13 protein-coding genes are annotated in these 14,038 nt (G+C 71.3%); 5 read left to right on the forward strand and 8 right to left on the reverse strand.

Annotated features, from left to right (window positions below):
* The 5 genes from AC2VOR_RS06000 to AC2VOR_RS06020 all read right to left on the reverse strand — a co-directional run.
* Nucleotides 1–2,066: peptidoglycan D,D-transpeptidase FtsI family protein (locus AC2VOR_RS06000; protein ID WP_369738310.1), on the reverse strand; the 2,066-nt coding region annotated here is incomplete at its 3' end.
* On the reverse strand, nt 2,063–3,253 hold the full coding sequence (gene ftsL, locus AC2VOR_RS06005) for a cell division protein FtsL (RefSeq protein ID WP_369738309.1): 1,191 nt from the start codon (nt 3,251–3,253) through the stop codon (nt 2,063–2,065). The genes ftsL and AC2VOR_RS06000, both read right to left, overlap by 4 nt.
* Nucleotides 3,250–4,428 carry a 16S rRNA (cytosine(1402)-N(4))-methyltransferase RsmH gene (gene rsmH / locus AC2VOR_RS06010; RefSeq protein WP_486963377.1) on the reverse strand — a complete coding sequence of 393 codons (1,179 nt, stop codon included), beginning with the start codon at nt 4,426–4,428 and terminating at the stop codon, nt 3,250–3,252. The genes ftsL and rsmH overlap by 4 nt, the downstream gene beginning before the upstream one ends.
* On the reverse strand, nt 4,403–4,834 hold the full coding sequence (gene mraZ / locus AC2VOR_RS06015; protein WP_144950524.1) for a division/cell wall cluster transcriptional repressor MraZ: 432 nt from the start codon (nt 4,832–4,834) through the stop codon (nt 4,403–4,405). Before mraZ ends, rsmH begins: the two co-directional genes overlap by 26 nt.
* Before the next feature lie 369 nt (nt 4,835–5,203).
* On the reverse strand, nt 5,204–5,608 hold the full coding sequence (locus AC2VOR_RS06020; RefSeq protein ID WP_369738307.1) for a DUF3040 domain-containing protein: 405 nt from the start codon (nt 5,606–5,608) through the stop codon (nt 5,204–5,206).
* 320 nt (nt 5,609–5,928) lie between these two features.
* Here AC2VOR_RS06020 and AC2VOR_RS06025 point away from each other — a divergent pair, with 320 nt between their 5' ends.
* Nucleotides 5,929–6,537 (forward strand): GNAT family N-acetyltransferase, encoded by a 609-nt coding sequence (locus AC2VOR_RS06025; protein WP_369738306.1) that lies wholly within the window; start codon nt 5,929–5,931, stop codon nt 6,535–6,537.
* 179 nt (nt 6,538–6,716) lie between these two features.
* Entirely contained in the window at nt 6,717–7,361 is a 645-nt protein-coding gene (gene lppM, locus AC2VOR_RS06030; protein WP_369741552.1) for a lipoprotein LppM, read from the forward strand.
* On the opposite strand, the gene AC2VOR_RS06035 is transcribed toward lppM, so the two are convergent.
* A complete protein-coding gene (locus AC2VOR_RS06035) occupies nt 7,358–8,254 on the reverse strand; it encodes a mycobacterial-type methylenetetrahydrofolate reductase (protein ID WP_369741551.1) in 897 nt (298 codons plus the stop codon). The two genes, lppM and AC2VOR_RS06035, sit on opposite strands and share 4 nt — an antisense overlap.
* A 265-nt stretch (nt 8,255–8,519) precedes the next feature.
* Between AC2VOR_RS06035 and idsA2 the strand changes: the two genes are divergently transcribed.
* Both idsA2 and AC2VOR_RS06045 read left to right on the forward strand, forming a co-directional pair.
* Complete coding sequence (gene idsA2 / locus AC2VOR_RS06040) at nt 8,520–9,569, forward strand: bifunctional (2E,6E)-farnesyl/geranyl diphosphate synthase (protein ID WP_369741550.1); 1,050 nt, start codon at nt 8,520–8,522, stop codon at nt 9,567–9,569.
* A gap of 4 nt (nt 9,570–9,573) precedes the next feature.
* Entirely contained in the window at nt 9,574–11,133 is a 1,560-nt protein-coding gene (locus tag AC2VOR_RS06045) for an alpha-(1->6)-mannopyranosyltransferase A (RefSeq protein WP_486963378.1), read from the forward strand.
* Here the strand turns inward: AC2VOR_RS06045 and AC2VOR_RS06050 are convergent.
* Nucleotides 11,120–11,524: an Rv2175c family DNA-binding protein gene (locus tag AC2VOR_RS06050; RefSeq protein ID WP_369738304.1), complete on the reverse strand. Its 405-nt coding sequence runs from the start codon at nt 11,522–11,524 to the stop codon at nt 11,120–11,122. The two genes, AC2VOR_RS06045 and AC2VOR_RS06050, sit on opposite strands and share 14 nt — an antisense overlap.
* A 103-nt stretch (nt 11,525–11,627) precedes the next feature.
* Between AC2VOR_RS06050 and AC2VOR_RS06055 the strand changes: the two genes are divergently transcribed.
* Nucleotides 11,628–12,824 carry a protein kinase domain-containing protein gene (locus AC2VOR_RS06055; protein ID WP_486963380.1) on the forward strand — a complete coding sequence of 399 codons (1,197 nt, stop codon included), beginning with the start codon at nt 11,628–11,630 and terminating at the stop codon, nt 12,822–12,824.
* Nucleotides 12,825–12,906: 82 nt separating this feature from the next.
* On the opposite strand, the gene AC2VOR_RS06060 is transcribed toward AC2VOR_RS06055, so the two are convergent.
* Nucleotides 12,907–14,038: class II 3-deoxy-7-phosphoheptulonate synthase (locus AC2VOR_RS06060; protein WP_486963379.1), on the reverse strand; the 1,132-nt coding region annotated here is incomplete at its 5' end.

Below are 14,038 nucleotides of genomic sequence, written 5' to 3' on the forward strand. Positions count from 1 at the left end.
GTCGCCTGCAGGATCAGCGGCGGCCCGGGGTCGGGTGACAGCGGCACGTTCTCGCGCTGCATCAGCCAGCCCGCGATGTTGTGGAACAGCGGGGCCGCCGAGTGCCCCGGCGAGCCGTCGGCGTTGCGGTTCGGGTTGTCCATCATGATGCCGATCACATAGCGCGGGTTGTCGACGGTGGCCATCCCGGCGAAGGTGATCCAGTAGACGTCGTCGAAGTAGCAGCCGCAGCCGGGGTTGATCTGCTGGGCGGTGCCGGTCTTGCCGGCCATCTGGTAGCCGGGCACCGCGGCGGCGGACCCGGTGCCCTGCTGGTAGCCCATCGGGTCGCGCTGCACCACGGCCCGCAGCATGTTCCGCACCGTCTGGGCGGTCTGCGCGGACACCACCCGCACGCCCTCCGGGCGCGGCTCCTCGGTGCGGGTGCCGTCGGGCGCGATGGTGGCCTTGACGATGCGCGGCGGTATCCGCACCCCGTCGTTGGCGATGGCCTGGTACATGCCGGCCATCTGCAACAGCGTCATCGAAAGACCTTGGCCGATGGGCAGGTTGGAGAACGTGCTGCCCGACCACTGGTCGATCGGCGGGACCAGCCCGGCACTCTCCCCGGGCAGCCCGACGTTGGTGCGCTGTCCCAGCCCGAACCTCTCGACCATGTCGTAGAAGCGCTCCGGGCCGACGCGCTGCGCCAGCATCAGCGTGCCGACGTTGGACGACTTCCCGAACACCCCGGTGGTGGTGTACGGCATCACGCCGTGGTCCCAGGCGTCGTGCACGTTGACCCCGCCCATGTTGATCGAGCCGGGTACCTGCAACACCTCGTCGGGGTTGGACAGCCCGTACTCGATGACCGAAGACGCGGTGATCACCTTGTTCACCGAGCCCGGCTCGAAGGGCGAGGACACCGACGGGTTGCCCAGCTGCCGGTCGCCCTGCCGGCCGATGTCCTGGGAGGGATCGAAGGTGTTGTCGTTGGCCATGGCCAGCACCTCGCCGGTTTTGGCGTCCAGCACCACGGCCGAGACGTTGTGCGCCCCGGACACGTTCTTGGCCTGCTGGACCTGCTGCTGGACGTAGAACTGGATGTCGTCGTCGAGGGTCAACTGCACGGTGGAGCCGTTGACCGCGCGGTGCCGGTTGCGGTAGCTACCGGGGATGACGACACCGTCGGAGCCCCGGTCGTAGGTGACCGAACCGTCGGTTCCGGAGAGCATGGCGTCCATCGACTCCTCCAGGCCCAGCAGCCCGTGACCGTCCCAGTCGATCCCGCCGACGATGTTGGCCGCCAGCGATCCGCCCGGGTACTGGCGCAGGTCCTGCCGCTCGGAACCCACCTCCGGGTACTTGTCGGAGATCGCACCGGCGACGGCGGGGTCGACGGCGCGAGCCAGGTAGGCGAACGTCTCGTCGCTCTGCAGCTTCTTCAGCACGGTCTGGTAATCCGGCTTGTTGTTCAGTCGCGCCGAGACCTCCTTGGCGATGTCGCGCAGCCGCTGCTGCGGGTCGGGGGCCGCGGGATTCTTCGCCCTGGCCTCCTCCAGCTGCTTGCGAACCCTCTTCGGCTGGAAGGTCAACGCGCGCGACTCGGTGGTGAACGCGAGCTGATCGTTGTGGCGGTCGATGATGCTGCCGCGCACCGCCTTCTCGACGTCGGTGACCTTGAGCTGGCTGGCCGCCTGGGCGCGCAGCGCCGGGGCGTCGGTCACCTGCAGGACGAACAGCTGCGCCGCCGCGATCAGCGTCATCACTCCGATGACCGCGTTGCCGGCCCGGTGCCGGGCGACGAACGACGCGCCGCGGGTCCCCACCTGCACGAGCTTTCGGGTCCGCCGCTCGCGTGCCGAGTGGCCGGCCGGCAGCGCGTCGGGCCGGGGGGCCGCGCCGGACTTCCCGGCGCCCTTGGGCCTGCGGAATCGCCTGGTTTTGCCGGCGTCCCGCGCCCGGGCGGCGTTGTCGGCCGCGCGGGCCCGCTTCGGCTGGCGAACCTCCTCTTCGGAGCGGCGGGGACCGCGGCCCGGTCGCGCCGCCTGCGACCGGCGAGTCCGCCGGGGCTCGCGCCCGCTCATCCGGCCACACCCGGCGCCGCGACGGCGGGCGGCGGGAACTGCCCGGCGGTGGCCGGCAGCGGCGCCGGCGCGCCGGGGCCGACGGGAACCGCGGCCTGGGGGGCTTCGGGCGCCGTTCCCAGCTGCAGCGGCACCGGGACCCCGGCGGGCGCCGGCGCCGACAGCCGGCCGGGAAGCGGGCCCGGCGGGCCGCCCAGCGGGACCGGGACCCCGGCGGGTCCCGGAGCGGGCAGCGGCACCCCGGGGGCCGGCAAGCTCGGTAGCGGGGCCGTACCCGGCAACTGCCCGGGCGCCGGGAATCCCCCCGGCGTGCCGGGCAGGGGCACCTGCTGGGCCGGCAGGTGCTGACCGCCCACGGTCGAGGCGCCGTCCGGCGCGCGCAGCAGCATCTCGGGCCCGGACCTGGCCGGCGCCCCCGGTGCGCCGGGGGCCGGCTCGATCCGGACCGGGACCTCGGGGGACTGCTCCGGGCGCGGCGGCGGCGGGCCCTCGTCGGGGAGCTTGGCGTTCAGCGGCGGGGGCGGAACGCCGTCGGCGGGCTTGGGCGTGCCCACGACCACCCAGTTGCCGGCCGGGTCCTGGACCAGGTGGGCGGTGTCGCGCGTCGGGATCATGCCCTGCTTGCGGGCCGCCTCCGCCAGCGCCGGCGCCGACTCCGCCTCGCGCACATCGCGTTCCAGCGCCTCCTTCTGCTGCTGCAGCAGGCGGTTCTGCTCGCGGGCGTGGCTCAGCTGGTAGGACCGCTCGGCCGAGGCGGTCGACAACCATAGCGTCAGGCCCAGCCCCAAAGCCAGCGCACCGATGACCAGCACGACGAACGGAACCCTGCTGAGCAGGGTCCGGGGCCGCAGGTCGACGGCGGCCAGCCGGGCCGCCAGCCGCTCCGTCAGGCGGGGCCGGACGACCTTGGGCGCCTTGGCTTTCCGCGCCTTGGCCCGGGCCTTGGCCTGGCTGGCGCTCTTGGCCCGGACCGGACGCTCGACCGGCCGCGGGATGGGGCTGGTCTGCGGTCCGGACCTCGGCGTGCGGCCCTCGCGGGCGGGCGCCGGGGTCTTGGCCGGCCGGGTGCTGTGCACCGGCTCGACCGCGGTGCGCCTGCCCTTGCGGGCGGACCCGCCGGAGCCGCTCGCCCCACCCCGGCGGTCGTTGCCGCCGCGGCGTTTCGGCGCCTCGCGCTTGGTCTTCATGAGTCGCCCCTCCCGGTTGCGTGTCGTGCTGCTTGCACCCCGCCCTCCACCCGTTGCAGGGCCCGTAGCCGCACCGAGGCGCTGCGCGGATTGCGTTCGATCTCAGCGGCATCCGCGCGTTCGGCGCCGCGTGTCAACGACCGGAATCGCGGCCCGTGGCCGGGCAGCTCGACCGGCAGGTCGATCGGGGTGCGCGTGGCGACGGCCTCGGCGAAGGCGCGCTTGACGATGCGGTCCTCCAGGGACTGATACGACAGCACCACGATGCGTCCGGCGCCGACGAGGGCGTCCAGCGCGGCCGGCAGTGCGCGGCGCAGCGTGTCCAGTTCGTCGTTGACCGCGATGCGCAGGGCCTGGAACGTGCGCTTGGCCGGATGCCCGCCGGTGCGCCGCGCCGGCGCCGGAATCGCTTGGTAGAGCAGCTCTACCAGCTCCCCCGTGGACGTGAACGGCGCGCGCTCGCGCCAGCGCACGATCTGGGCGGCGATGCGGCGGGCGAATCGCTCCTCGCCGTAGCGGTGCAGGATGTCGGCCAGCGCCGCCTGGTCGTAGGTGTTGACGATGTCGGCGGCGGTCAGCCGCGAGCCCGGGTCCATCCGCATGTCCAGCGGAGCGTCCTGGGCGTAGGCGAAGCCGCGTTCGGCGCGGTCGAGCTGCATGGACGACACGCCGAGGTCGAAAAGCACACCGTCGACCGATTCCCTCTCCGGGCAACCGGATTCGGCCAGCGCGGCGGCCAGGCCGTCGTAACGGGTGTGGACGAGCGTGACCCGGTCGGCGAACCGCGCCAGCCGGGCCCGGGCGATGTTTAGGGCGCTGGGATCACGGTCGAGCCCGATCAGCCGCAGCCCCGGCAGGTCGGTCAGGAACCGCTCGGCGTGGCCGCCGGCACCGAGCGTCGCGTCGACCAGCACCGCTCCGGTTCCGTCCGGGGTGCGGCGGGTCAGCGCCGGGGTCAGCAGTTCGACGCAGCGGTGCAGCAGGACGGGAACGTGCCCGTGATCGTCCGAATCATCAGCCACCGCAACGCCTCCGGAGATTGGGCGGGACGCCCCTGCACCGAGGTCCCTGTCCGAAGGCACGAACCTGGCGTTGGGGAAGTACGCCAGGGTCGGTTCGGGCAGAGGCCACGATGCACGGGCATACGCCTCAGATGATGTCGCCGAGTGCTTCATCGCTGGCCGCGGAGAAGTTCTCTTCGTGTGTCTGCTGGTAGTCGTGCCAGGCCTGCGCATCCCAGATCTCGAGGTAGTCGACCGCGCCGATCACCACGCAGTCCTTGGACAGGTTCGCGTAACGGCGGTGGTCGGCCGACAACGTGATGCGGCCCTGCGCGTCGGGGTGCTGCTCGTCGGTGCCGGCGGCGAGGTTGCGCAGGAATGCCCTGGCTTCGGGGTTGCTGCGCGAGGTCTTGCTGGCCCGGCGGGCCAGCTGCTCGAATTCCGCGCGCGGGTAGACGGCCAGGCTGTGATCTTGGCTCTTGGTGACCATCAACCCCCCTGCCAGCGCGTCGCGGAACTTGGCGGGCAACGTCAGCCGCCCCTTGTCGTCGAGCCGGGGCGTGTAGGTGCCGAGAAACACCCGTTCACCTCCCGCCCGGAGCGGTTCCGTCTCACCCGAACACTGCAGTCACCATACCCCACAATCCCCCACTTTGCCCCATAACTGGGGCGTGCTCGGCGCGTTTTCTCGGACATTTGCCACCTCGGACCGACCGGCTCCCCCCGGGTGGCACCGCACCGTCCCGCAGCGGCGCCGCAAAACCGCATTTCAAAGGCACAATACGGCCAGTGGGGCAAAGTGGGGGGATGGGGCGCGTCGGAGCGGGGCTCGGTTCGGACGCGGTTCGGCCTCGAATCGGGCACGACTGCATGAAATAAGGGGCAGCCTCCTGGCTACCCCTTCACGAAGGTTGACGGCGTCGAACTCGCCTGGGCCGCCGCGGTTCCGCTACTCGTCGAAGCGGCGGCGGAAGCGGTCCTCCATGCGGCTGGTGAACGAGCTCCCGGCGCCCTTGGCGCGCCGCGGGCGCAGCGACCCCGTCCCGGAGCCGGGGTGAGCCGGCCGGCCCGCCAGGCTGGGTCCGGTGATGGCGAAGACCACCCCGGCAAACATCACGACGAAGCCGACGACGCTGAGGATCGGAAAGCTCCCGATCATCGTGGCCTTGAAGGCAACGCCGGAAACCAGCATCGCCAGGCCGACGACGAACATGGCCGCGCCCTGCAGGCGCCGCCGCGCGGTGGGTGCGCGGAATCCGCCGCCCCGAACGCTCGACGCGAATTTGGGGTCCTCGGCGTAGAGAGCGCTCTCGATCTGATCGAGCATCCGTTGCTCATGATCGGAGAGTGGCATTCGTCCCTCCTTGCCGACAGCTTGGCACGTAACTATCGATAGCACGCGGATGCCCGTTTCTGCGGACAACTAACTCAGATGATACGAGGTCGATCTGCGCCGTACCACTGGTTCGACAGCGATTCTATCGCGGCCCCGTCCCGAGGCCCGGCCGGGCGGCGACGCCCGTGCGGTGCAAGCGGCCTGCCGGGCCGGGCCTCGAGCGCTTGTTAGCCGTGACCGCCCAGCCACCGGCAACCCGGGCGTCCGATAATGGCGGTGCAGCGGGCTTCGGAACGGGATCGCCGCTGCAGGGCGACGGATGAGGAGGACACCGCGAGTTGCCGACATTCCTCATCGATCTGCCACCCACCGAAATGGAGCGGCGCCTCGGTGACGCCCTGGGTGTGTACGTCGAGGCGATGCGATACCCGCGGGGCACCGAGAAGCAGCGCGCGGCGATGTGGCTCGAGCACCTGCGGCGACGGGGCTGGCAGGGGGTGGCCGCGGTGGAGGCCGACGACACCCTGGCGGCGGCCGACACCGTCTCAGGCGCCCGCCTGAGCGACGCGCCGCTGGTCGGCGTGGCCTACGGCTACCCCGGAGCACCCGGGCAGTGGTGGCAGCAGCAGGTCGTGATGGGTCTGCAGCGCGGTGGCTCGCCGCCGGAGGTGATCACGCGGCTGATGAGCAGCTACTTCGAGCTGACCGAGCTGCACATCCTGCCGCGCGCCCAGGGGCGGGGCCTCGGCGAGGCGCTGGCCCGACGCCTGCTCGCCGGTCGCGTCGAGAAGAACGTGCTGCTGTCGACCCCGGAGACCAACGGCGAGCCCAACCGCGCGTGGCGGTTGTACCGGCGACTGGGGTTCACCGACGTCATTCGCGACTACCACTTCGCCGGTGACCCGCGGGCCTTCGCGATCCTGGGCCGGGCTTTGCCTCTGCAGTGAGCCGGGCCTCTGCGGCGACCCGCCCCTGCGTCCGGCCCACGCCGCGCACAGTCGCGCACAGTCCAGGACTCGCCGAACCGCCACGCCGCATCTGGCACGATGACCTGGTGCGCGCCGGCTCTCCCCCGATCCATGTCCGAGGATTCACCGCTCGGCGGCGCCGGGTGCTGGCCGCGGCGATGCTGCTCCTGCTGGTCCCGCTGGCCACCGGATGCCTGCGCGTGCGGGCGTCGATCACCATCTCGCCCGACGACCTGGTGTCCGGGGAGATCATCGCCGCCGCAAAACCCAAGACGCCCAAGGACACCGGCCCGCAGCTGGAGAACAACCTGCCGTTCGGCCAGAAGGTGGCCGTGTCGAACTACGACAGCGACGGCTATGTGGGCTCGCAGGCGGTGTTCTCCGACCTGACGTTCGCTGAGGTGCCGCAGCTGGCGGACATGAACCCCAACGCGGCCGGGGTGAACCTGTCGCTGCGCCGCAACGGCAATCTGGTGATCCTGGAGGGCCGGGCCGACCTGACCTCGCTGACCGATCCCGACGCCGAGGTCGAGCTGACCGTCGCCTTCCCCGGGGTGGTCACCTCCACCAACGGCGACCGCGCCGAGCCCGACGTGGTCTCCTGGAAGCTCAAACCGGGCGTGGTGAGCACCATGACCGCCCAGGCCCGATACACCGATCCCAACACGCGGTCGTTCACCGGGGCGGGCATCTGGCTGACCATCGCGTCCTTTGCGGCCGCCGCCGCGGTGGCGGCGCTGGCCTGGTTCAGCCGCGACCGCTCACCGCGGTTCACCGGTCCGCGCGACCAACCGCCGAGCTAAACCGGCTCGCGCGGCGACCAGTAGGCGAGCATCTCGGCGAACACCTGGAAGGCCGGGGTCGACACCCCGTACGTCGCCTCGAAATGGATGCTGAGCGGGAAGCCCAGCTCGGCGACGCCGTCGATGACGCGCTTGTAGAGGTCGACCATGAGCCGGCGCTTCCGCGCCGGCTCGCTGCCGGCCAGTTCCCTCACGAACTCCTGCTCGCGGGCCACCGCGGCGTTGCCCGGGTCCTGGATCAGCCAGTTGATCAGCCCGATGCGGCCCTCCACCTTCGGCACGAAGCCGAACGACAACAGGATCTCGGGCCGGTGATCGGTGGTTCGGGCGAACTCCGTCAAGAACCCCACGATCGCGTCCGAATACAGCAGCTGGGTCATGCCGTAGGTGGCGCCCTGATCGCACTTGAAGTTGAACCGGCCGTGTTCGCCCTCGCGGGTGGGAATCAGGATCACCCCCCGGTTGCTCACCAGCTCCCGGTAGATCGACAGCGCGTCGGTGGGAGCGACGCCGGAGCCCTCGCCGTCGCTCATCGTGCGCGGCACGCCGACGAACACCACGCCCTCCATGCCGGCGTCGCACAGATCGGTCAGCCGCCGCCGCAGCGCCGATGCGTCCATGAAAGCGGTCACCTGCGTGCACAGGCCGCGCAACCCCGGCAACTCCGGCTTGAGGATCGACCAGAAGTCCAGCACGTCGAGCTTGGGCTTCATCGGCACGGGACGGTCGTCGTCCTCGGCGATCATCCCGGGAATCATCACGTGCCGGATCCGGCCCTCCAGGCCACTCTCGGCCGAGCAATGCACCACTTTTCGCGCATCTTCCAGCGCCCGTGCCCGACCGTCTTCCACGTTGGGCGGCACCAGTTCGAGGGCGATGGTGTTGAGGGTCACGCGGCTCCTCTCCATCGGATTCTCATCAGACGATGACCGCCCCGGCACCTCGCGGCCGGGGCAAGCCGGGCCTAAGCCCGGGCCCTCGCCAGCATAGGCGTGGGGATATCTCCCGCTGGGCGAGGGAACGGCGAGGCTGGCCGGAGCGACTCCGGGCGCCGAAGCGACATACACTGTCGGGCCTAGAACACCCACCGCGTCGAGCCGAGCAGAAAGGGGCGCCGCGCTGAGCCCGAAAGCCCCAGCAGCAGCGGCAACCGCCGAACTGACCGGCGCCATCACCGACCGGCTTCGGCGGTACCTGCACGACCGGCGCGACGAAACCGCCTACATCGGTGGCGACTACGACGCCTTCATCGGCGCCCTCGAGGATTTCGTGCTCAGCGGCGGCAAGCGGCTGCGGCCGGCCTTCGCCTACTGGGGCTGGCGCGCCGTAGCCAGCGAAGACCCCGATCCCGAGGTGCTGCTGCTGTTCTCCGCGCTGGAGCTGCTGCACGCCTGCGCGCTACTGCACGACGACGTGATCGACGACTCCTTGACCCGCCGGGGCAGACCGACCGCCCACGTGCAGTTCGCCGAGCTGCACCGCGGCCGGCGGTGGCGCGGCTCGCCGGACCGGTTCGGCGTGTCGGCGGCGATCCTGCTCGGGGACCTCGCGCTGGCCTGGGCCGACGATATCGTGTTCGGCGCGGACTTGCCGCCCGACGCCCAGCGGCGGGTCCTGCGCGTGTGGGCCGCCATCCGCACCGAGGTCCTGGGCGGGCAGTACCTCGACATCGTCAACGAGGCCAGCGCCGCCGAGTCGATCGCGTCGGCGATGAACGTCGACACGTTCAAAACCGCCAGCTACACCGTGGCCCGGCCGCTGCAGCTGGGCGTGGCCGCCGCCGCCGATCGGCCCGACGTCCAGGACACCTTCAAGCAGTTCGGGGTGGACCTCGGCGTGGCGTTCCAATTGCGTGACGACGTGCTGGGGGTGTTCGGGGATCCGGCGGTGACCGGCAAGCCGTCCGGTGACGACCTGCGGTCCGGCAAGCGGACGGTGCTGCTGGCCGAGGCGGTCGAGCTGGCGGACCGGTCGGATCCGGCGGCGGCCGAGCTGTTGCGCAGCGCGATCGGCGCCCAGCTGACCGACGCGCAGGTGAACGAGCTGCGCGACGTCATCGAGGCGGTGGGCGCGCTGCAGGCGGCCGAGCAGCGCATCGCCGCGCTGACGCAACGGGCGCTGGCCACGCTCGCGTCCGCCCCCGTCAACGCGGCGGCCAAAGAGGGCCTGTCCGCGCTGGCCAGGATGGCCACGAACCGGTCCGCCTGAGCCGATGGAGACCCCGTCGAGCCCGGCGCACCTCCCGTCCACCGAATCGCCCGCGGCCAAGAAGCACCCCCGCGCCCCGCAACTGTCTCGCTTGCTGGCGTTCACCGCCGGCCCGGAGTCGCGACCGGCGAAACTGGGGTTTCTCGGCGCGATGCTGATCACCATGGGCGGGCTGGGCGCCGGCAGCACCCGCCAGCACGACCCGCTGCTGGAGTCGATCCACCTGTCGTGGCTGCGCTTCGGGCACGGGCTGGTGTTGTCGTCGATCGTGCTGTGGGCCGGCGTGGGCCTGATGCTGATCGCGTGGCTGGGGCTGGGACGCCGGGTCTTAGCCGGCGGCCCGACCGAATACGCGATGAAGGCCACCACCGGGTTCTGGCTGGCGCCGTTGCTGGTGTCGGTGCCCGTGTTCAGCCGGGACACGTATTCCTATCTGGCCCAGGGCGCGCTGCTGCGCGACGGCCTGGACCCCTACGCGGTGGGCCCCGTGGCAAACCCGAACTCGTTGCTGGACAACGTGAGTCCCATCTGGACGATCACCACCGCCCCGTACGGCCCGGCGTTCATCCTGGTCGCGAAGTTCGTCACGGTCATCGTCGGCAACAACGTGGTGGCCGGGACGATGTTGCTGCGCCTGTGCATGCTGCCCGGGTTGGCGCTGCTGATCTGGGCCACACCCCGGTTGGCGCATCACCTGGGGACCGACGGCCCCATCGCGCTGTGGATCTGCGTCCTCAATCCCCTGGTGCTCATCCACCTGATGGGGGGGGTGCACAACGAGATGCTGATGGTCGGGCTCATGGCCGCCGGCATCGCCCTGACCTTCCGCGGGTGCCACCTCCCGGGCGTCGCCCTGATCACCGTGGCCAGTGCGGTCAAGGCCACCGCCGCGATCTCGCTGCCGTTCCTGGTCTGGGTGTGGATGCGGCATCTGCGCGACCGGCGGGGATATCCCCCGATGCGGGCGTTCCTGACGGCCATGGTGCTCTCCGTGCTCGTCTTCGCCGTGGTGTTCGGGATCCTCTCCGCCGCGGCCGGTGTCGGGCTGGGCTGGCTGACCGCACTGGCCGGATCGGTGAAGATCATCAACTGGCTGACCATTCCCACCGGGGCCGCCAACCTGATCCACGCGTGGGGCAGCAACTTCTTCACCTTCGACTTCTATCCCCTGCTGCGCGTCACCCGGCTGATCGGGATCGGGGTCATCGCGGTGTCGCTGCCGGTGTTGTGGTGGCGGTGCCGCCGCGACGACCGGACCGCGCTGACCGGCATCGCGTGGTCGATGCTGATCGTGGTGTTGTTCGTGCCCGCCGCCCTGCCCTGGTACTACTCCTGGCCGCTGGCGGCAGGGGCGCCGCTGGCCCAGTCGCGACGCGCGGTCGCCACCATCGCGGGGTTCTCGACGTGGGTCATGGTCATCTTCAAACCCGACGGCTCGCACGGCATGTACTCGTGGCTGCACTTCTGGCTGGCCACCGCCTGCGCCGTCATCGCCTGGTACACGCTGAAGCGGGCCCCCGCGGCGGCGGCCGAACCGGGCCGCGAAGCCGTCAGTACGCCATAGCCTGGGCCCGGCGCACGACCTCCCGCGCCTGGTGGGCGTGCAGGGCGTCGACGGGGCGGGCGTTGCCGACGGCGTCCCGGCTGCCGTCGCGGGTGATGGTCAGCGACGCGTCCGGGGTGAACAGCCACCGCAGGATCTCGGTCTCGCGGTAACCGCCGTCGCGCAAGATGGTCAACAGGCCGGGCAGGCTCTTGACCACCTCACCGGTGCCGGTGAAGAACGCCTGGGGGATCACCACGCCACCGTCGCGGCGCACCGCGACCAGGTGGCCCTCCCGAAGCTGTTGGTGCACCTTGCCGAGCGGCACGCCGAGCAATTCGGCGACCCGGGGCAGGTCGTAGGTTGGCTCGCCGGGATCTATGACGTCGTCGCCGGCCGGGATGCTGCCCACCGCGCCAGTGTATGCCGTGCTCGGCGCGTTGAGCATGGAGTTTTTCAACCCGGGGCCGCAGCGCACCTACGATGGCCCCGTGGCAGGCGCGGGGATCGGGGAGCTGGACGGCACGCTGCTGGACGGCCGCTACCTCGTGGAGTCCCGGATCGCCAGCGGCGGCACCTCGACGGTGTACCGGGGCCTCGACGTCCGGCTCGACCGCCCCGTCGCGGTCAAGGTGATGGACGCCCGCTACGCCGGCGACGAGCAGTTCCTGACCCGCTTCCGGTTCGAGGCGCGCGCGGTCGCGCGGTTGAAGAATCCCGGGCTGGTCGCCGTTTACGACCAGGGCCTGGACTCCCGGCACCCGTTTCTGGTGATGGAACTCGTCGAGGGCGGCACGCTGCGCGAGTTGCTGGCCGAGCGCGGGCCGATGCCGCCCCACGCCGTCGCCGCGGTGCTGCGCCCGGTGCTGGGCGGACTGGCCGCCGCGCACGGGGCGGGCCTGGTGCACCGTGACGTCAAGCCCGAGAACGTGCTGATCTCCGACGAAGGCGAGGTCAAGATCGCCGATTTCGGCCTGGTTCGCGCCGTCGCGGCCGCCGGGATCACCTCCGCCAGCGTCATTCTGGGGACGGCGGCCTACCTGTCGCCCGAGCAGGTCCGCGACGGGCATGCCAGCCCCCGCAGCGACGTCTACTCCACCGGAATCCTCACCTACGAGCTGTTGACCGGGCGCACGCCGTTCACCGGCGACACGGCACTGTCGATCGCCTACCAGCGCCTGGACACCGATGTGCCCCCGCCCAGCGCCGCGATCGACGGCGTGCCCCCGCAGTTCGACGAGCTGGTGGCGCGGGCGACCGCCCGCAACCCCGCCGACCGCTACGCCGACGCGATCGAGCTGGCCGCCGACCTCGAGGCGATCGCCGACGAACTCGGATTGCCGGCATTCCGGGTGCCCGCCCCGGCCAATTCCGCCCAGCACCGGTCGGCGGCGCTGCAGCACAGCCGGATGGCGGAGCGCGGGGCCGCCGGGCAGCAGCCTCCCGCCGCCGCAGCGGCTCGCCGGCCCACCCGCCAACTCACCCGGGGGCCCGGGGACTGGCCCGAGCAGCCGCCCCCGATCGAGCCGGGCGAATACGAATACGAGCCCTTGTCAGGGGAATTCGCCGGCATCGCGATGAGCGAGTTCGTGTGGGCCCGGCAGCGCGCCCGGCGCACGGTGCTGATCTGGGTCGCGATCGTGCTCGCCCTCACCGCGCTCGCGGCGACCGTGGGGTGGACGATCGGCAGCAACCTGAGCGGCCTGCTGTGAGGTCAGCCGGGCGAGCGCGCGCAAATGTACGTCGCCACCGGCGTGTCGTCGTACAGACACGCACACTCGCGAACGTCCGGAGCTAGTCGCGCAGCATCTCGGCGACCAGGAACGCGAGCTCCAGCGACTGCTGGGTGTTCAGCCGCGGGTCGCACGCCGTCTCGTAGCGGCCCACCAGGTCGGTGTCCGAGATGTCCTGCGCGCCGCCCAGGCATTCGGTGACGTTCTCGCCGGTGATCTCGACGTGGATGCCGCCGGGATGGGTGCCCAGAGCGCGGTGCACCTCGAAGAACCCCTGCACCTCGTCGACGATGCGGTCGAAGTGGCGGGTCTTGTACCCGTTGGACGACTCGTGGGTGTTGCCGTGCATCGGGTCGCATTGCCAGATCACCTGGTGGCCGGTGGCCTGGACCTTCTCGACGAGCGGCGGCAGCAGGTCGCGGACCTTGCCGTTGCCCAGCCTGCTGACCAGTGTCAGCCGGCCGGGCTGGTTGCGCGGGTCGAGCCGCTCGACGTATTCGACGGCCAGTTCCGGCGTCATCGTCGGGCCGATCTTGACGCCGATGGGGTTGGCGATCACCTCGGCGAACGCGACGTGCGCGCCGTCGAGCTGGCGGGTGCGCTCCCCGATCCACACCGTGTGCGCCGACAGGTCGTAGAGCCGCGGCTCCCCGTCTTCGCCCTCGAACAGGCGCAGCATGGCGCGCTCGTAGTCGAGCACCAACGCCTCGTGGCTGGCGTAGATCTCCGCGGTCTGCAGGTTGCGGTCGGCCACCCCGCAGGCGCTCATGAAGCGCAGCGCGCGGTCGATCTCGGTGGCCAGCGCCTCGTACCGCGCTCCGGCCGGTGAGGTCCGGACGAACTCGCGGTTCCAGTCGTGCACCCCGTGCAGCGAGGCCAGCCCCGACGAGGTCAGCGCCCGCACCAGGTTCATCGCCGCACTGGCGTTGGCGTAGGCCCGCACCAGCCGCGACGGGTCGTGGTCGCGCGCGGCGGCGTCCGGGGCGAAGCCGTTGATCATGTCGCCGCGGTAGGACTTCAGGCCCAGCGCGTCGATGTCGGCCGAGCGGGGCTTGGCGTACTGTCCCGCGATGCGGGCCACCTTGACCACCGGCATACTGGCGCCGTAGGTCAGCACCACGGCCATCTGCAGCAGCGCCCGGATGTTGCCCCGGATGTGGGGTTCGGTGTTGTCGGTGAACGTCTCCGCGCAG

Source organism: Mycobacterium sp. TH-M103, assembly GCF_057473785.1.